The sequence below is a fragment of the Erwinia sp. S38 genome (assembly GCF_016624545.1).
Taxonomy (GTDB): Bacteria; Pseudomonadota; Gammaproteobacteria; order Enterobacterales; family Enterobacteriaceae; genus Erwinia; species Erwinia coffeiphila.
On record NZ_JACVTS010000003.1, the window covers coordinates 123,190 to 140,254 of the forward strand.

The 17,065-nt window shown below is 57.0% G+C and carries 14 protein-coding genes; 2 read left to right on the plus strand and 12 right to left on the minus strand.

Annotated elements, in window-relative coordinates; all coding sequences use genetic code 11:
- The first annotated feature begins 232 nt into the window (after nt 1-232).
- Nucleotides 233-463, plus strand: a complete 231-nt coding sequence (gene chaB / locus IBT46_RS04925; RefSeq protein ID WP_200544544.1) for a putative cation transport regulator ChaB — start codon at nt 233-235, stop codon at nt 461-463.
- Between the two features lie 9 nt (nt 464-472).
- On the opposite strand, the gene IBT46_RS04930 is transcribed toward chaB, so the two are convergent.
- The 5 genes from IBT46_RS04930 to IBT46_RS04950 all read right to left on the minus strand — a co-directional run bounded on the left by IBT46_RS04930 (nt 473) and on the right by IBT46_RS04950 (nt 7,053).
- A complete protein-coding gene (locus IBT46_RS04930; protein WP_200544546.1) occupies nt 473-1,495 on the minus strand; it encodes a LacI family DNA-binding transcriptional regulator in 1,023 nt (340 codons plus the stop codon).
- A gap of 28 nt (nt 1,496-1,523) precedes the next feature.
- The gene (locus IBT46_RS04935) at nt 1,524-2,930 is read right to left on the minus strand and encodes a sucrose-6-phosphate hydrolase (RefSeq protein WP_200544548.1); all 1,407 of its coding nucleotides are present in this window, start codon (nt 2,928-2,930) and stop codon (nt 1,524-1,526) included.
- Nucleotides 2,927-4,300: a sucrose-specific PTS transporter subunit IIBC gene (locus IBT46_RS04940; RefSeq protein WP_200544808.1), complete on the minus strand. Its 1,374-nt coding sequence runs from the start codon at nt 4,298-4,300 to the stop codon at nt 2,927-2,929. The genes IBT46_RS04935 and IBT46_RS04940 overlap by 4 nt, the downstream gene beginning before the upstream one ends.
- Nucleotides 4,301-4,339: 39 nt before the next feature.
- The gene (locus IBT46_RS04945; protein WP_200544550.1) at nt 4,340-5,986 is read right to left on the minus strand and encodes a carbohydrate porin; all 1,647 of its coding nucleotides are present in this window, start codon (nt 5,984-5,986) and stop codon (nt 4,340-4,342) included.
- A gap of 143 nt (nt 5,987-6,129) precedes the next feature.
- Nucleotides 6,130-7,053, minus strand: a complete 924-nt coding sequence (locus tag IBT46_RS04950; protein WP_200544552.1) for an aminoimidazole riboside kinase — start codon at nt 7,051-7,053, stop codon at nt 6,130-6,132.
- Nucleotides 7,054-7,940: 887 nt separating this feature from the next.
- On the opposite strand from IBT46_RS04950, the gene IBT46_RS04955 reads away from it, so the two are divergent.
- Complete coding sequence (locus IBT46_RS04955) at nt 7,941-8,618, plus strand: gamma-glutamylcyclotransferase (RefSeq protein ID WP_200544554.1); 678 nt, start codon at nt 7,941-7,943, stop codon at nt 8,616-8,618.
- 18 nt (nt 8,619-8,636) lie between these two features.
- Here the strand turns inward: IBT46_RS04955 and IBT46_RS04960 are convergent, their stop codons facing one another.
- From IBT46_RS04960 to icmH, 7 genes are read right to left on the minus strand one after another with little or no spacing between them, the layout of a single operon-like run.
- Complete coding sequence (locus tag IBT46_RS04960; RefSeq protein ID WP_200544556.1) at nt 8,637-10,079, minus strand: serine/threonine-protein kinase; 1,443 nt, start codon at nt 10,077-10,079, stop codon at nt 8,637-8,639.
- A gap of 35 nt (nt 10,080-10,114) precedes the next feature.
- A complete protein-coding gene (locus IBT46_RS04965; RefSeq protein ID WP_200544558.1) occupies nt 10,115-11,068 on the minus strand; it encodes a hypothetical protein in 954 nt (317 codons plus the stop codon).
- Between the two features lie 14 nt (nt 11,069-11,082).
- A complete protein-coding gene (locus IBT46_RS04970; protein ID WP_200544560.1) occupies nt 11,083-11,859 on the minus strand; it encodes a PP2C family serine/threonine-protein phosphatase in 777 nt (258 codons plus the stop codon).
- Nucleotides 11,856-13,022: a type VI secretion system-associated FHA domain protein TagH gene (tagH, locus tag IBT46_RS04975; RefSeq protein ID WP_200544562.1), complete on the minus strand. Its 1,167-nt coding sequence runs from the start codon at nt 13,020-13,022 to the stop codon at nt 11,856-11,858. The genes IBT46_RS04970 and tagH overlap by 4 nt, the downstream gene beginning before the upstream one ends.
- A 21-nt stretch (nt 13,023-13,043) precedes the next feature.
- Nucleotides 13,044-13,742, minus strand: coding sequence for a type VI secretion system-associated protein TagF (tagF, locus tag IBT46_RS04980; protein WP_200544564.1), 699 nt, complete (start codon nt 13,740-13,742; stop codon nt 13,044-13,046).
- Nucleotides 13,726-15,771 (minus strand): type VI secretion system membrane subunit TssM, encoded by a 2,046-nt coding sequence (gene tssM / locus IBT46_RS04985; RefSeq protein WP_200544810.1) that lies wholly within the window; start codon nt 15,769-15,771, stop codon nt 13,726-13,728. Before tssM ends, tagF begins: the two co-directional genes overlap by 17 nt.
- On the minus strand, nt 15,771-16,997 hold the full coding sequence (gene icmH, locus IBT46_RS04990) for a type IVB secretion system protein IcmH/DotU (protein ID WP_370569389.1): 1,227 nt from the start codon (nt 16,995-16,997) through the stop codon (nt 15,771-15,773). Before icmH ends, tssM begins: the two co-directional genes overlap by 1 nt.
- Nucleotides 16,998-17,065 lie beyond the last annotated feature (68 nt).

Genomic DNA, 17,065 nt, shown 5'->3' on the forward strand with positions numbered 1-17,065 from the left:
TGAAGCCTTCATTTTTAATGATTAACTTTTTATCCCAATGAAATATCAGGGTGTTTATTTTTTATAATCTAATGATTGGTTGAAATTTATCGCTCGTAGTGAGTTTTGTGATCGGATAATGTGCCCGATAATGAGAAATTCAATCCAGGCTTATAAAAAAATAAAGTGGTAAAAAAACGGCTATGCGCCATGCTTAACGGTGAATGATTTATGCCCATTCAGGAGGTCAATAATGCCCTACGATTCCCGCCAGGCGCTGCCTGATGCTGTTAAACACGTACTGCCTGCACACGCCCAGGACATCTATAAAGAAGCATTCAACAGTGCGTGGGAACAGTATAAAAATAGCGACGATCGCCGTGGAGATGATTCACGCGAGGAGGTCGCCCACAAAGTGGCCTGGGCCGCAGTGAAGCACCAGTACCATAAAGGCGACGATGATAAGTGGCACAAGACGCGCTAATGGCCGGATTTACATTTGCGGATTTTTCGCCCGACGCCACTTTAGTCGTGCAGGCAGCCAGCGCTGAGTGGTTTCCGGGGTCTGCTCATCAATCAGTTGAGTGATCATCTCGAAGCAGTTCCACGCCAGCAGGCGTTCGTCCTGCTCGACCGTATCAATACGTACCGACAGCGCGTCATACAGATAATGATCGTCAAAACTACAGAGATGCATCGGGGTATCCAGCAGACCGTGCTGGCTGAGGTAGCGCAGCACGCCTTCCTGTAGCCCACAGGCGGCGCAGAATAGCGCCTGCGGTACGCGGCCCAGACGGGCATAAAGATCGGCAAACATCTCGTAACCGGAACTGGAGTGGTAATGGCCGTGCATGATCCACTCCGGGCGCACCGTCACGCCAGCACGCTCTAACCCCTGTTGATAGCCGGCCAGACGATCGCGGGTGGGGGAGATACGCGGCTGACCGCCAAAGAAGTAAATTTCTTCATAGCCTTCTCGCGCCACCGCTTCCAACAGCGTAGCCGTCGGGGCTGTCGCGTCGGTGATCACCAGCGGCAGCGATGATTCACCCAGATGGCGGTCAAACAGCACCACCGGCAGCTGCTGGTTAATCTTCTGGTATTCGGTGTCATTGAGCATGCTGGAGGCAACAATCAGGCCGTCGATCTGACGCTGGATCAGGCTACCGACAGCCAGCGTTTCCTGGCTGGCATTTTCCGCGGTGCAGGCGATCAGCAGCTGTAGTCCGGCATCGCGGCACAGCATCTCAAGTTCATGAGAGAAGCGGGCAAAACCGTGGTTGGTCATTTCCGGCACCACCAGGCCAAGGGTATTACTGCGGCTGGAGTTTAACGCACGGGCGTGGATGCTGGGCTGGTAGTGATGCTGGCGGGCGATTTCCATTACCCGACTGCGGGTGGCTTCCGCTACGCGCAGCTCTTTACCGCGACCATTAAGTACCAGACTGGCGGTGGATTTGGATACACCGGCCAGTCGGGCGATATCGTTAATGGTGATACGTTTGTTTTTAGTCACAGTGGCTTAGGCGTGAATGAACAGGCGATCATTCTATCACGCATTGCCGCAACCTCCAGTGACTGAGGCTAATCTGCGCGCTGCCGCTAAACCTCAGATGCGGCTGAGCGTCCGGGAAATAGCGCGATGACAGCACTGCCTCGCCATCGTTTATAAAGATCTCCACGCTGGAACGATCGCAGAGGATTTGCAGCGTGCGCACCTCTCCGCCCCAGTGGCGCTCTTCCTGTTCGCCGGTACGCAGATTTTTACGTCCCAGCGTCAGGCCATGACGATCGACATGGAGATTGAGTGCGTCGGCAAAGCTGGCACTGAAGCTGCCATCAATCGACACGTGCAGCTCAGCACTGTCCACATCCAGCGCGGGCAGGTTACCGGCAATACCTTTAAGCTGAGTCTCATGCTGACGAAGTTGCTGAAGCTCGCGCGCCGGGCGCTGAATTACACGATCGCCGCTCAGTGTCAGTTCGCGGGGGCAGGTCATGGTGTGTATCCAGCCATGGCTCAGCGTTGGCTGATAAAACTCATCCGCGTCCGGCAGTCCCATCCAGCCGATCAGCAGGCGGCGGCCATCGTCGCTCAGACAACTCTGTGGCGCATAAAATTCAAAGCCGAGATCGAGCTCATGAAACTCGCCGTGGCTGAGCGTCGCCGTCGGGTAGTCCAGGGTGCCGCAGAAATAACCGCTCTGGAAGGTGTTGCGATAGCGCCAGCCGTCGGCCTCCAGACCCTGCGGACAGGTGAGCAGAATTTCACGATCGTCCAGGCGGAACAGATCCGGGCATTCCCACATATAGCCGAATTCACCCAACCCGTTCAGGCCGCTGCCGGCCATCTCGCCCAGCAGCGTCCAACTGTGCAGATCGGGGGAAATCAGCAGCAAAATTTTACCCTGTAGCTGCAGGTCCTGCGCCGCCAGCACCATGTACCAGCTGCCGTTATGCTGCCAGACCTTGGGATCGCGCACGTGGCCGGTATAGCCTTCCGGCAGCGGCAGTACCGGGCCCAGCTTGCGGAATTCACCGTGCTCGTCGCGCACCGCCAGGCACTGCCATGCGGTGCGTCCGCCGTCAAACTTCACATTACCGGTGTAGATTAGCGTCAGCTCGCCGTGATTATTCACCGCGCTGCCGGAGTAGCAGCCGTGGCTTTCATAGCTCTCGGACGGTGCCAGTGCCAGCGGTTCGTGCCGCCACTGCACCAGATCCGCCGAGCTCCACTGTCCCCAGAACTTGGCTCCATGCGCGCAGGCCAGCGGGTTCCACTGATAGCACAGCGTATAGCGGCCGTTAAACTGAATAAATCCGTTCGGATCGTTCATCAGCCCGACGGGCGGAGCCAGATGCCAGGCCGGGCGATGACGATCGGCAGCCGCGCGCTGCTGGCCGCTAAGCACCGCACGCAGCGCCTGTTTCACCAGATGGGCGTCACTCATGCTTTTACCTCAACTTTGATTTTCAGCAGTAACGACAGCGCAAAGGCGGTAACAAAAGCAATCACCATGCCGATCAGATAGTTGATCATTGAACTGCTCTGCACGATCGCCAGCCCCGGCAGGGCGGTCAGGCCGACGGCGACCATATTTACGTGCATAGCTACCACCCATGCACCGCCAACCGCGCCGCCGATCAGACCGGCGATAAATGGCTTAATAAAGCGCAGGTTGATACCGAAAATGGCTGCTTCAGTAATCCCAAGCATCGCCGAGAACGCCGAGGGCAGAACGATACTGCGGGTGCGCACGTCACGGGTTTTGAACCACACGGCCAGACAGGCACCGCCCTGGGCGACGTTGGCCATTGACCAGATCGGCAGCAGGAAGTTAACGCCGATTGACGGATTACCCAATAACCCCGCCTCAATGGCGTGGAAGCTGTGATGCACGCCGGTAATCACAATCACCGAGTACAGACCGCCGAAAATTAACCCGGCCAGCCAGCCAGCATGGGCAATCAGCGTGCTGAGCATCAGGGAGATTCCTTCTCCCAGCCCGCGACCGGCGGGGCCGATAACCAGCAGGGCAACGAAGCCGGAGATCACCACGGTCAGGAACGGCGTAAGGATAATATCCAGCGCGTTAGGGATAAATTTGCGTAAGGTTTTTTCGCAGTGGCTCATAAACCAGACGGCCAGAAGCACCGGGAACACCGTGCCCTGATAGCCGATCATCGCAATCTCCAGACCAAAGAAGTTCATGGTGTGGAAACCGCTGGCAACGCCCCACGCGTTGGTTAACGCCGGATGGGTGAGAATGCCGCCCAGCGTCGCGCCCAGATACGGATTGCCGCCAAACTCTCGCGCGGCGGTAAAACCAATCAGGATCGGCAGAATGATAAAGGCCGCCGAGCTGCACATATCCAGCATGATAAACAGCGCGCTGCTGGCATCGACCCAGCCATAGGTTTTCACCATACCCAGCAGGCCCATCAGCAGGCCGGAGGCGACAATTGCCGGAATAATCGGTACGAAGATATTCGACAGCGTGCGTGCGATGCGCTGTAGCGGATTCAGCTTTTTCGCTGCGATATCAGCCGCTTCGCTTTTGCTGGATTCATTAATACCCGCTGCTTTAATAAACGCGGCGTGGACTTTATTGACGATGCCGCTGCCAAAAATAATCTGCATCTGGCCAGCATTACGAAAACAGCCTTTCACGCCTTCGATCGCTTCAATGGCCTCTTTCTGCACTTTATCATCATCGACCATCACCAGCCGCAGACGGGTGGCACAGTGCGCCGCGCTGGCGATATTTTCCCGGCCGCCCAGCAGCGGCAGTAGTTCACGGGCTATTTTGTCAAAATCCATCATTCCCTCAGTCGGTGATTTAATGTTTCAGGCCGGTTATCAGAACCAGGTTTCCATCTGTACGCCAAAGTTCCATTCACCACCGGCACTGAAGCCGGTGCTGCCGAACGAATCATCGCTGGCGTAGCGATCCAGTGAGCTGTTCCAGTCCATCCAGGTGGCGAAGAGACGAATTTCAGGGCGCGTGAAGAAGTCACCGATATCGGCAACTTTAAACGTCGGCGCAAAAGTCAGCTTCCAGAAACTGCCGGAGACCGCCTGCCGATCTTTATAGCCCTGCGGATCGAGATCCATGTATTGATAGCTGCCTTCATAAGCCAGCGCAAAACTCGGGTTGATTTCCTGGATCAGGCGCGCATTTAATGTCGCCCAGCGGTAGTGGTCGCCCGCTGCATAGCGGTCGCTGCTGCTTTGTGCCAGCACCGCCGGGGCAAAGCTCCAGCGATCGCTGAGTGGAGTGACGCCGTAGCTGGCCAGGCGCCAGCTTTCCGCCTGCTGGGTCAGGTTGCCGTCGGAGCCGATGCCTTTAACCTCGGCACCCAGCCCGCGTCCGTAAAGCACGGCGGTTTTCGCCTGACCTTCACGCAGCCCCCAGAAGCTGTCGTTGTGCAGGGCCAGCATGGCGTGCAGGCCGGTGTCGCCCGCGTTATCGTTCTGGCGGGCGGTATTCACCCGCTCGTCGTTATCCTTCGCCCGCAGGCCGCTAAGCATCAGCTGGAACGGACCGGCAAAGTTGTTGGTGGTGACAATGTAGTTCTGAATGGTGTTATCAATCGCTTCGATATCGCCGAAGTTACGACCATACAGTGAGAAGCTGCTCTTCAGCCCTTCGTTCCACTGTACGTCGTATATACCGCCGCCGGTCCCGGCGAGGAACACCACGTCGGAGTCCAGCCAGTGGATGTCAAAGTTATCGCGGTCAAAGCGCTTACCGGCCCACAGGGTACTGTGGCTAAACGGACCGCTGAAATCCGGTAGATTGCCCAGCTCAACAAACGCCTGGCGAATATTCAGTTCGCTGGTGCTGCCGGTCCAGTCGTTGTAGTCCTTCTGCCCGTCGGCCAGCATCGCCTTGAAGCGGGTAGTGGCGCCGTTAGCCAGCTGCTGTTTGTGTTCAAAATTCAGTTCAACGTAGGTGTTGTTTTCATTGCCCAGTCGGCCTACCGCACCACCGGTTTCCCCGGCCGGCGTCAGATAAGGACCGCTCTGTGTGCCTGCGGCGGAGTCGTTCATGATCAGGCCGGAACGGGCATAGCCGTGGAATTCAAATCCGTCGGCAAATGAGGGTTTACTTTCCACCGGGGCAACGCTGGCCGTCTGCGCTGGCTGGGCGTTCGCCGCAGTGGCAGAGCCCGCGACGGCAGAAGCCGCTACAGACGCTGAGCCCGGCTGGGCGCTACCGGATGCAGAATATGAAGACGCCGGAGAATCTGCCGCTGCCGATCGGGCTGAAAGCGCAGCCGCTTCATTTTGACGCGCCGTCTGTGCCTGAAGTCTGGCGACATCTTTTTCTGCCCGGCTGGCGCGGGTTTCCGCGTTGGCTGCACGGTTTTCAGCCTGTTGCAGGCGTGCTTCCATCGCGGCTAATCGCGCTTCAAGACTGCTGAGAGTCGGAGCGGCGAAACTGAGTGTGGGTGTTGCAAGCGCCAGACCGATGGCAAGGGTCAGAATTGATGGTTTGATCATCTTCTCGGTTTTCCAGAGTGTGTGTTTTATGATTTTGCTAAACCGGTTCGATCGCGAGGTTATGCCAGGTGGCACGAAATGATCAATCTGAATTGCTAACCCGGTTTAGGAAGTGTGATCGGGTTAGCATTTTATCCATTTAATTAGTGGATTTCGGCGAGGTTTGCGGCGTAGGGCAGAGCGGTCATTGCGCCTTTAGCGGTGGTGGCCGCCGCGCCGCTGCGCTGCGCCTGCTGAATGGCGGATTCCAGCTTGTGCGGTGCCAGTGGGCTGTCTTCCAGCGCCAGTGCCGCCAGCAGCCCGGCAACGAAGGCATCGCCCGCGCCGGTGGTATCGACGACGTTCACGGTCGGAGCCGGGAAGTGCCGCTGCGTGCCGTTCTGCCACAGCCAGACGCCTTCGGCACCGCAGGTCACCAGCAGCAGTGCGGGCTGATAGCGGCTGCCGAAATCGACAATGCGGGCGGCAAGATCGCTGGCGTCACTGAGGGTCGCTAACTCGTCTTCAGACAGTTTGATGATATCGGCCAGCTGGAAGGCGGTATCCAGCAGGGATGTCAGCAGCTGGTGGTCAGGCCACAGATCTTCGCGCAGATTGGGATCGAAGCTTACCCAGCCTCCTGCCTGTTTGATGGCATGCATTGCCTCCAGCGCTGCGCTGCGGCTGGGCTCGGCGCTGAGAGCAATCGAGCAGAGGTGCAGCCCTTCACCGGCGGCGAAGCGCGGCAGCCGCTCGCTGCTGAGGAACAGGTCAGCGGCGGGGCGCACCATAAAGGTAAACTGTCGCTCGCCGTGCTGGTCCAGGCTGACCAGCACGGTAGAGGTGCGATGGCCTTTTTCGCGATGCATATTGCTGATATCAACGCCTTCGTCACGTAGTGTGTGCTGCAGGAATTCGCCGAACGGGTCATCGCCCACGCAGCCGATAAAGGCGCTATTACCACCAAGCCGCGCGATGCCAACCGCGACGTTAGCCGGTGCGCCGCCGGGGCATTTCAACAGGCGATCGTCCTGTTCCGGTAGCAAATCGATTACTGCATCACCCAATACCCAGATTCGTTGCGTCATTGTGATTGTCCTGAAGTAAAAATCTGCCAGTAAGCTAAACTGGTTTAGCAAAAAAGAAAAGTGTTAATGATTGGATGGTTGATGGTTATCTGAGTATTCAGGGACATAGTGATGTGAGCTTGTAGCTGCGTACCTGGTGTGTTGGGACCCGCCTCTGCGGCTGACGGGCGGTCCTCACGCCGCTATGCGGTGCCTTCGGTTAAGGCATCACGCCTTTCGGATCGGCGCGGAGCGGGCGTCCTGCCCGCGCCACGCCTGATGTCAGCATCCCTGCTGCCATCTCCGGTCGTGCTGCCTTCACCTCAGCGCTGCGGATTGCCCGTCAGCCGCAGAGGGGGGGCCCTTCGGTACTATTGAGTCGCTGTAGATCTAAAAACTTACATTTCAGGCCACACAAAACTGTCAAAGCAGACGGGTAGCGATCCCGAACGGGCTATCCGCAGCGCTGAACGGAGAGAGGAAGTCCGGATTTGCCCACAAGGACGTGGGCAAAAGGCGCAGCCGCGCAGGACGCGCGTCTGCGGCGGTCCGTGAGGCTGACGAACGAAGAGAAGGTATCGCGAAGCGACGTGAGGACCTGCCCGGCAGGGAACGCTACCCGTCAGCGAAGACACTTCCGTTGAAGACGATATTACCCATTTCAAACCGCAGACATCGTTAATGAAGACCACACCTCCAGAATACCGCCATCCCCGTTTCACATATCAAATTTCACCTGCCCGTCACCACCCGGTCATTTTTTTTCTTTTGTGATCCACCTCCAACTTGAAAGCTGCTGAATAAATGCATAAGGTCAGTAATAATGTTTGATAAAATAACCAAAAATAGTTAAATCGCGGACGGCGAAATCAGCAGGGTGAATTTTGAGCAGTGGCGTGGAGGTAAAAGTGTTAACAAGAGATTTCTTATTAAAAGCTGACTGTAAAACCGCTTTTGGTGATATCGAGGAATCACTGTTATGGAGTGCGGAGCAGCGGGCTGCTTCGCTGGCGGCGACCCTCGCATGCCGCCCTGACCACAGCCCGGTATGGATTTTCGGCTACGGTTCGCTAATGTGGAACCCGGTGTTTGAAGCCGATGAAGCCGCTACCGGTACGCTGGTCGGCTGGCATCGCGCTTTCTGCCTGCGCCTGACCGCCGGACGGGGAACGGCCAGTCAGCCCGGACGAATGCTGGCTCTGAAAGAGGGCGGTGAAACCACCGGCCTGGCCTTTTGCCTGCCGGAGGCAAAGTTGCACGAAGAGCTGGAGCTGCTGTGGAAACGCGAAATGATCACCGGCTGCTATCTGCCTACCTGGTGTGAGTTGGCGCTGGACGATGGCCGAAAAGTCACCGCGCTGGTGTTTATCATGGACCCGCGCCATCCGCTGTATGAAACCGACTCCTGCCCGCAGACCATCGCGCCGCTGATTGCTAAAGCCACCGGTCCGCTGGGAACGAATGCGCAGTATCTGTTTTCACTGGAAAAAGAGCTTAACCAGCGCGGCATCAATGATGACTGCCTGACCGACCTGGCAAGTAAGGTGCGCGAACTCCAGCAGTGCCACAGTGGACTGGCGGGATAACCCCGCCGGATCTGCACATCAATGCGCCGGGTTAATCAGCCAGGTTCCGGCGCGGTCGATTTTCAACTGCTGACTGTAGTCGCCTTGCGTACTGTGTACCTGCAGCAAATAGTCACCTGCCGCGAGATTCAGTACGGCGTAGCCACTGTTATTTGGCGTCACCGTCATCGCGTTATTGTTAAGCAACAGCGTATCCCCATTGCTTAGTTTCAGATACACCGTTGCCAGCGCTGGCGCGTCGGCAGCGGCTGCTGTGGCGTCGGCTACGGGAGCTGTTGGTGAAGCCTCGGTTACCGGCTGCACGACGTCAGACTGCGGAGTGCGGTTTAGCATCCACACCACCGTGCCCACGGCAAGAACGGCCAGGGCACTCAGCAGCAGCAGTGGCTTTGACAAGCGAAGTGGGCGCTTTGCCGCAATGAGTGGTTCAGCGGCGCTGGCTGCCGGGTTTATCGCTGCCACAGGTGCTTCGGTCTCTGTTGCCGGAACGGGTTCCGCTTCGGGCTGCGCTGTCGGCGAAACTGGCGGTTCGCCAATGGTGCTGAGCAGGTCTTCAACGTCAGTCACCGGTAAATTAATCAGCGACGCCAGCTCATCTATCGACTGCGGGCGCTGCGTGGCATCCATCATCAGCGAGCGGTCAATGGCGTTGAGCAGCGGCAGCGAATATCCCTCAGGGCGAAGATCGCTCAGCGGCTGATAGCTGTCCTCAATGCTACGCACAACGCTAACCGGGGGAGGGGTTCCGATAATCAGCGTATGCAGCACCGCACCCAGGGCATAAATATCGGTCCACGGCCCCTGTTCCGCATCGCTTTCTTCGCAGTACTGCTCCAGCGGCGCAAAGCCCGGTTTGAGCATAATCTCGGTTTCGTCAGAGAGGTTTCCAATCTCCTTGCGGGCAGAACCAAAATCAAGCAGCACCGGCAGCTGGTTTTCCTGGATTTGAATATTATCCAGCGAAATATCCCGATGCAGGAAGCCTGCGCGATGGATGGTGTTGATGGCACCAAACAGCGGCGGTAGCAGTTGACGGATCAATGCTTCATTAATCGTCTGCGGCTGGCTGGATTGCCATGCTTTAAGCGTCATCCCGCTATAGAACAACGTGCCCATATAGGCGGTGCCATTACCTTCCCAAAAGCGCAGAACGTGCAGCAGTCCGGGATGGTTAAAACGCGCCAGCAGCCGGGCTTCCTGCACGAAACTGTTCATCCCGGCGTTAAACAGCCGCTGATGGCGCTCGGCCCGAAGTATAACGGACAGATCCTCGCTGCGAGTCGCCAGCGAGTTCGGCATAAATTCCTTAATAGCGATAGTGCGTTCCAGCAGATGGTCCCAGGCACGATAAACAATGCCGAAGCCACCGCCGCCAATCACTTCCTGAATTTCAAATTCATTGAAGCGATAGCCCGGCGGAAGCGCTTTGGTCGCATTTTGTTGCTGCTCGTTTGCCGACATAATAAAACTCTCCTAACGTACGCTACGCCAGATACTTAATTAACGGTGCGCCAGGCACCTGTTGCCGGGTCGGCAAGATCGGCATGCAGGGCATCAACCAGCAGCACGTTCACTTTCACTTTGGGATCGATCGTCGCTGACCATGTCTGGCGCAATTTCTCAACCCGCTCTTTAATTTCTGCGGCGTTACTGGCATCGGTTTTGTCCATCTTAATCAGCAGCGTTCCTTCAAAAGACCAGACGTGAAGCTCAGGAATAAATGGCAGTACCAGCCAGCTGTCCGGCGCACCCGGGCGGCTGACTACCATGCGCTGATTATTCACTGTGACAACGTCAAGTTCGCCCGGGGCAGGATGCAGGTCCCGCAGCGGGTAACCCTGATAAAAAGTGACTTCCAGCGGCAGCGCAGGTTTTTGACCATCCATCAGGCTTAGTTCACTGCGCCCCTCCAGCCAGCCGTCGGAGGTACAGGTCATCGATTTCGTTTCGGGGATAAACAGCGACGAGCCGCGATCGTCCCACCAGGTACGGAAGTGGCAGCCGCCGGGCAGATCGAAGTAGTGAAGCGGTACGGTGTTTGCCGGGCGGGAGATATCCAGCGGTGCGGCGTTATCGGCGGTGGCCGTGGCGGTGGCATCGGCGGTAATGACCGGCTGCCAGCCACCGCTCTGCAGGGCATTGCCCACGGCCAGTACTGAGCCACGGCTGCTGGTCATTTGCCACGGCAGCTCTTTCAGCTTGCCGCACTGGTTGTGCAGCAGCTTTCCGACCTGCGGCAGGAACTTATCGAGCACGACGGATTCAGTGGCTTTTGCGGAAACAATGCGCAGGTTGATCGTTTCCTGGCACCAGGACTGCGGAGCACTGCTGGTAACATTATCAATAAATACGTCCAGCGAAAGGCTGGGAGAGGATACGACCCGGTAATCTTCCGCCCGCGCGCTGGCGGCAGCCATCAGGCTCAGGACAACTGGCAACCAATATTTCATAGCATTCCTTGAAATTAATCGCGCGGTGGTAAAAACCGGGCTGAATCCGTCAGAGAAAAAAGCAAAGTAGTGTCCTGCGGTGACCCATACCAGACGGCCACGGCGCTAAGATTATCCTTTTTTTCACTGCGGTCGATAGCTTTCTGCATTAGAGCCAGCCATTCCTGCGGTGAGTTTACCATTCTTAATGCCTGTTCCATCTCGGCAGGTGTCAAATTATTCCAAAAACCATCGCTGCACAGCAGAAAAACATCGCCATCTTCCAGCGGCAATACGGCGCTGTAATCGTGAGGCTGAACGCTGTCGGTGCCCAGGGCGTTATACAGTAAATGGCTGTTTATTCCCGTATTATCATACCCGGCGTCATGAAGTTGCTGCACCAGACTATGATCGCGGGTCATGTCATGAACCACCCCGCGACGAAAATGATAAACGCGGGTGTCTCCGGCGTGGCACCACCAGGCCCGCCGTCCGGGGCGATCGATAAATAGTGCGGCAAGGGTGGTACTCATTTTCTTCAGTGCGGGTTCTGCCCGCTGCGCCGCACGGATGGCCTGCTCGCAGGCGGCAATCATCTCTTCCGTCTGCAAAGGTGAAAGTGCATTGTGCCCGGCAGTCTGAGAAAGCAGCGTATCGCGTGCAATGACGGCGGCCCGTTCCCCGCCGGGGCTGCCCGCCACGCCGTCGCAGACGACGAACGTACCGAATTGCTCATTAAGCTGTGTACCGGTGGCGTCCTGATTACTGACGCGCCCACCAATCTGTGACGTGCTGCAAAAGGTGATATTCATCGATCCTCCTCGGCGCTTTGAGAATCTTTGTACTGGTTGACTTCCATTTCATACGCCTGCAAAAACGCCTCGCCAAACAGCGAGTGAAAGTCATCCTCAATATCTCCGGATGTATTCTGATAGTGGCGTAAAAAGTAGTCCCACAGAGCCGCTTTGCGCGATGTGCTGAGGGCCAGTCTGGGGATAGCGCTGTCCTGCCGGGCGTGTTCTTCCAGCCGCTGCGGGTTAAACGACTGAAGCATTGCGGCGATAATTGCCCGAATCCCGGAGGTCATCCCCAACTGATGGGCCTGTAAATCAACCAGCGCGTCGCGCACCGCCTGCTCCGGCGGCATAAACCCCGGCATCTGGCTTTGATAAATCTGCATCAGTACCGTTTTACCGCTGGGCAGAATTTTAAACGGATTGTTTGCCTCATTGAGGATCATGGTCATTTCGGCTTTGACCCCGCGTTTGAGGATTGAACGAGAGGAGAGCAGGGCGACCGTGCCCTGTGAGAACAGGCTCAGCATACGGCCGGTCAGGCGCATCTGCTCTTCGCTAAGTTCAGCGGTCTGACCGGCCGCCGGCTCCAGACCCATACCTTCCAGTAGTGCATTGAGCAGCCGCTGCTCATGACTGCCATCCCTTGCCGGATCGCCGTTATCACTGTAGCTGGTGGGAAGAGGGTTTATCGTCAGCCTGGCAGCAGCATCGCGTGCGGCGCGCAGTTCAAGCTCTTCCGCACTCGGTTTTTCCTGAACGCTATCGGGTAACGCAGCCGGGTTAAGAATCCCCAGTGGATCTTCCGTGCTGCTGCTTTCACCATTAAACAGCAGCAGCGGATCGTCCAGCACCGTACTGTCGTCGGTCCTGTGGGGATCGGTAACCATAATATGATAGTGACCAATCGTCAGCGTATCGCCGTGCATCAGCCTGACCTGTTCACCGCGGGCAAGGGAGCGTTCATTGTGTATCACTGCGATAACGCTACCCTGGCTGGTCAGACGACATTCCCCGGCGGGGGAAACATGAACCAGCGCCTGTAAACGAGAAATGGTGCGTTCAGGATCGGGAAGGACCAGATTGTTATCCGCGCTGCGGCCGATGGTGCCACCAGGCGGTGCGAAATCACAGCTTACGGAGACGTCCTGCTCCAGATGGTTTAAAAGAGTAAGTCGCATACTTCTGTTTTCGCCCCCGGATCAGTCAGCCTGGTCAAACATGGGTGGATAAAGTCCGTGGCGGCCCGGATTTTCGGCCAGAGTCGGATGAAATAATTGTGTAAACAGCTGCGCGGTTAAATTACCGCTGTGCTTGTGCGTTACCAGCGGGCAGCCATCACACTGATTCGTCCACCAGTAGCTGGTGTACTGTAGCGGATCGAAACGGCGCGAAACCTCCGGCCATGCGAGAGTCGGACTATCGCGATAGCCAATAATCGTGCTGGCGTCGAGTTTTACAGTCTCAGGCAGCGGGGCAAGGCGAGTTATCGCCAGTTCGGCCTCATCGACGCTTTTCTGCTGGCGGACAGCCTGTTGCAGCGCGTTGCCCAAAGCGTTAAACCACTCTCCGGCCATTGCCAGCTGAACCGGGTGCCACTGCGACACCGCGATCTTTTGTGCGGCCATCAGCGGCCAGACGCGACCCACCCGATCCCGCGACGGCATCAGGCAGCCAATTTGCACCTGCTGTACGCCAAGTGTGGCAGGCAGCGCAAAATTCCAGATCGGCGCACGAGCGAAGGCTTCAGTACAGTTATTGTGCAATTGTTGCCACTGTACTACGCCGGATTTAAACCAGTTTGACCACTGGGCAAGCTGCGATTCGGGCATCCGGCGATGGACAAAATCCCCTGCTGCCGGGAGTTTGCCATACCATCCCAGTTCAGTGCTGGTTGCCATTTTGTTTTCTCATTATCAATACGCCGTCACGCGCGTAGGGTGAGCTTTGGATCTGCTTATCGAGAAGCTGGCTTAAATGCCAGTCCAGTTGCTTAAGCTGGGCATCGGTAATATCCGGTGGCGGATTTTTTGACAGATTTTGCATCACCCAGCCCCGCAGAAAACGCCCATCGTATGTCCGCGGCTGGTACAGCATCTGATAAGCACGGATCGCGTCGCGGGTGAAGGATTCGTCTGCGCCGTTATCTTCCTGTAGCGTGAGCGTGATCGCCTGAGCAACGCGCGGTAGCAGCAGGGATTTAAGGGCATTTTGATACAGGCCCCAGCTAGCCTTATACAGTTGCTCACCCCGATACAGCCCCGCTCGCATTAACGTCGGCGGCGAGGAGAGCGAAAAGTCCGGCGCTTCAGGCAGTGCCACCAGGCTGTTTAAAAACGGCAGCAGCCCGGTAATATCGCCGCTGTTGTTATCGCTCAGCGTACGGGCCTGCTGCTGGATTTCCGGTAACCTGGCGTCAATTTGTTGCAAATAACGCTGATTCTTATCATAGCTGGTGTACCACAGCCCACAACACGCCACTAATGCAGCAGCTGTGGCGGCATACCCCATGCGGTGCAGGCGCTGGTTACGTAACTCCCAGCGGCTGTCGCTGCCGGCCAGCGCACTTTCACGAAACACCACTTTACTGAGCAGGTCGTGAATAAAATAGCTTTGCCCTTTATTGGCCGGAATGGGCGAAGTACGGCTGACGCTGTTCCAGCTGGCAATGGACTGCCCCTGCGACTGCGGCAGCTGGAGTTTACGCGCCAGTTCGCCCATCACGCGATCGAACGGCAGACCTTCCTGCGTGCCGCTGGTAAAGAACAGTCCGCGTATGGACCAGGCCGGTTCACCCTGTCGGGGCGAGAAAATAGTGGTCAGATACTCTGCCAGCAGCGGGCGTAAAGACGCGAATTCCTGTGGAAAAAGGAAGCAGTCTGCGCGCTGCTGTATATCAGTTTGCCTTGCCATATTGCAGGCGAGATCGTTCATCAGCTGGTTGCACAGCTGATGGAAATGGTGCTCAAACTGGGGCAACAGCGGGCCGAGTTCATCCGCGGTGGACTTTAGCGGGAAAGTGAAGCCAAAGACCTGCTCCCGCTGGCTTTTGTCGCACTGGGCAAAATAGCTCATAAAGCCTTTAAGCAGATCGCTTTTCGTCACCATGATATAGACCGGGAAGTGGATACCCGTTTGCTGGTGAAGTTCTGCCATGCGGCTGCGTAGTGCTGTCGCCTGCGCCTGGCGCATCTCCGCTGAGTCACTTAACAGGTCGGCCACGCTGAGCGTAACGATCACACCATTGATTGGCTGACGCGGACGATAGCGTTTAAGCAGGGCGATAAATGTCTGCCATTCACTGGCATCACGTGTACGCTGGCTCTCCTGAAGGGTATATCTTCCCGCAGTATCAAGCAGTACGGCCTGTTGTGTGAACCACCAGTCGCAGTGGCGCGTGCCGCCCACGCCTCGCAGCGCGCCTTTATTCAGGCTGTCGGGTAGCGCGAACTCCAGTCCGGAGTTCAGTAACGCGGTAGTTTTACCCGCACCCGGTGCGCCGACAATCAGATACCACGGCAGCTGATAGAGGTAGCGGGCGCTGAAAAAGCGCAGCCAGCGGCTGCGGCGCGATGGGGAGCTATTCGGAAACTGGATCTTTTTTAACAGTTGAGTTGCGTCGTGAAAGCGCATATCCAGCATTTCACTGGTAGCCTGTAACTCATTCTGTTCGTGGCTGTTCAACTGTAATCGCGTCAGCATCCGTCGGTTATACCAGGCGCGATAGAGCTGGGGCAGCAGCATAAACAGCCCCCACAGCAGATAGCAGCTGGCGATCAGCAACTGGCGGTTCAGATCGCTATCAAGTAACTGAAACTGACTGAGGGCCAGTAAAGGCCCGAGCATCCAGATCAGGGCGCAGAGGGCGCTGACGCCGAGCAGGCCCCATATCGGTCGGCAGGTAAGCAGGGCGAAAATGGTTTTCAACATCATGATTTTCCGGTGCTGTTGCTGCGGTCATCGTTTTCAGGCGCGGCGAACAGGGTAATCTCTACACGCCTGTTCTGAGCCCGATTCTGAGCGCTGTCGTTGGGCATCAGTGCACCGCTATCGCCCCGCCCCTGGGTGCGAATAGATACACCGGGCTGGGCAATCAGCTGCTGCATCAGGCTGGCGATGGCGGATGCCTGCGCCTGGGAATATTCATAGCTTGAGGGGAAACGTTCTTCACGCCGCGGTCGGTCATCGCTGAAAACGCTAATCAACAGCGTTCCGTGAACGGCTTCCAGCGCCGTGGCAACTCGGGCGATAAGCGCGCGCCCCTCGGCTGAAAGGACCGTACCAGAGGCATTGAACAGGCCGTCTACCGGCAGGATCACCCGGCTGCCACTGCTGGTATCCACCACATCCAGCTGATGAGCGGTAATCAGATCGCTAAGCCGCAAACGCAGGTCGGTTAACGCCTGTGGAACGGGGCCACGCTGGCCAGCGACCGTTTCCGGTAGCGGGGTTTGCCAGATTTGCTGTAGCAGGGTGGTGGCGGTGTTACCCAGACGCCAGTTCAGGCTGGAGAAGACCAGGCAGGCGATAAAGGCAGCAATTGATATGCAGGCCCAAAGTGGCACCGGCGCGCGCCATGGCGCACCTTCATGCGGCAGCTCGACCGGGGGAGATATACGGTTGTGATGCGGCATATCACGGACATTAGCAATGAGCGTGGCAAGACGATCGCGAATGACATCGCGCTGGCTGCGACCGTTTTCCATTGTGCGGTAGCGGCCTTCATAACCCAGTAGCAGACAGTAGTTAATGACTTCTAACAGCGAAAGATGCCGATCGGGATTCTGCGACAGTCTGGAAAGCAGCTGAAAAAACTTATCGCCGCCCCAGGCTTCGTTATGAAATGTTACCAGCAGTCCGTTACCTGACCAGACGCCGCGATTGCCCCACGGCGTTTGCGCAGCCGCCTCATCAAGTACCGTACACAGGCAGTAGCGGGCGCCGATAATCGTCTCAAACGGTAGCTCCACCTTGCGGCAGCGACTTTCAAACAGGCGGATCTCATCAACCAGCTGCTGGCGTAAACCTGCCGGATCGTCATGGCTGATGGCCTGGCGGATCTGCACCACGGCGTTCAGCAAGGGAAATGCTGCTGCCAGCAGAGGATTATCAAGGGCCGCGTAGCTCTCTGTCGCCGGAGAAAGTTCTGGCATCATCAGGATTCGAGGATCTCAGCTGTGTGCTGCAGCCAGGAAAAGGCCCGCAGCCGCATAAATTATTTTAT

Bases quoted from the DNA above. Each gene is read 5' to 3' on its own strand.
- tagH (WP_200544562.1), bottom strand. From the start codon at position 13,022: ATGCGACTTACTCTTTTAAACCATCTGGAGCAGGACGTCTCCGTAAGC.
- tagF (WP_200544564.1), bottom strand. From the start codon at position 13,742: ATGGCAACCAGCACTGAACTGGGATGGTATGGCAAACTCCCGGCAGCA.
- IBT46_RS04935 (WP_200544548.1), bottom strand. From the start codon at position 2,930: ATGAGTGACGCCCATCTGGTGAAACAGGCGCTGCGTGCGGTGCTTAGC.
- tssM (WP_200544810.1), bottom strand. From the start codon at position 15,771: ATGTTGAAAACCATTTTCGCCCTGCTTACCTGCCGACCGATATGGGGC.
- IBT46_RS04940 (WP_200544808.1), bottom strand. From the start codon at position 4,300: ATGGATTTTGACAAAATAGCCCGTGAACTACTGCCGCTGCTGGGCGGC.
- IBT46_RS04970 (WP_200544560.1), bottom strand. From the start codon at position 11,859: ATGAATATCACCTTTTGCAGCACGTCACAGATTGGTGGGCGCGTCAGT.
- IBT46_RS04950 (WP_200544552.1), bottom strand. From the start codon at position 7,053: ATGACGCAACGAATCTGGGTATTGGGTGATGCAGTAATCGATTTGCTA.
- IBT46_RS04960 (WP_200544556.1), bottom strand. From the start codon at position 10,079: ATGTCGGCAAACGAGCAGCAACAAAATGCGACCAAAGCGCTTCCGCCG.
- IBT46_RS04965 (WP_200544558.1), bottom strand. From the start codon at position 11,068: ATGAAATATTGGTTGCCAGTTGTCCTGAGCCTGATGGCTGCCGCCAGC.
- icmH (WP_370569389.1), bottom strand. From the start codon at position 16,997: ATGATGCCAGAACTTTCTCCGGCGACAGAGAGCTACGCGGCCCTTGAT.
- IBT46_RS04945 (WP_200544550.1), bottom strand. From the start codon at position 5,986: ATGATCAAACCATCAATTCTGACCCTTGCCATCGGTCTGGCGCTTGCA.
- chaB (WP_200544544.1), top strand. From the start codon at position 233: ATGCCCTACGATTCCCGCCAGGCGCTGCCTGATGCTGTTAAACACGTA.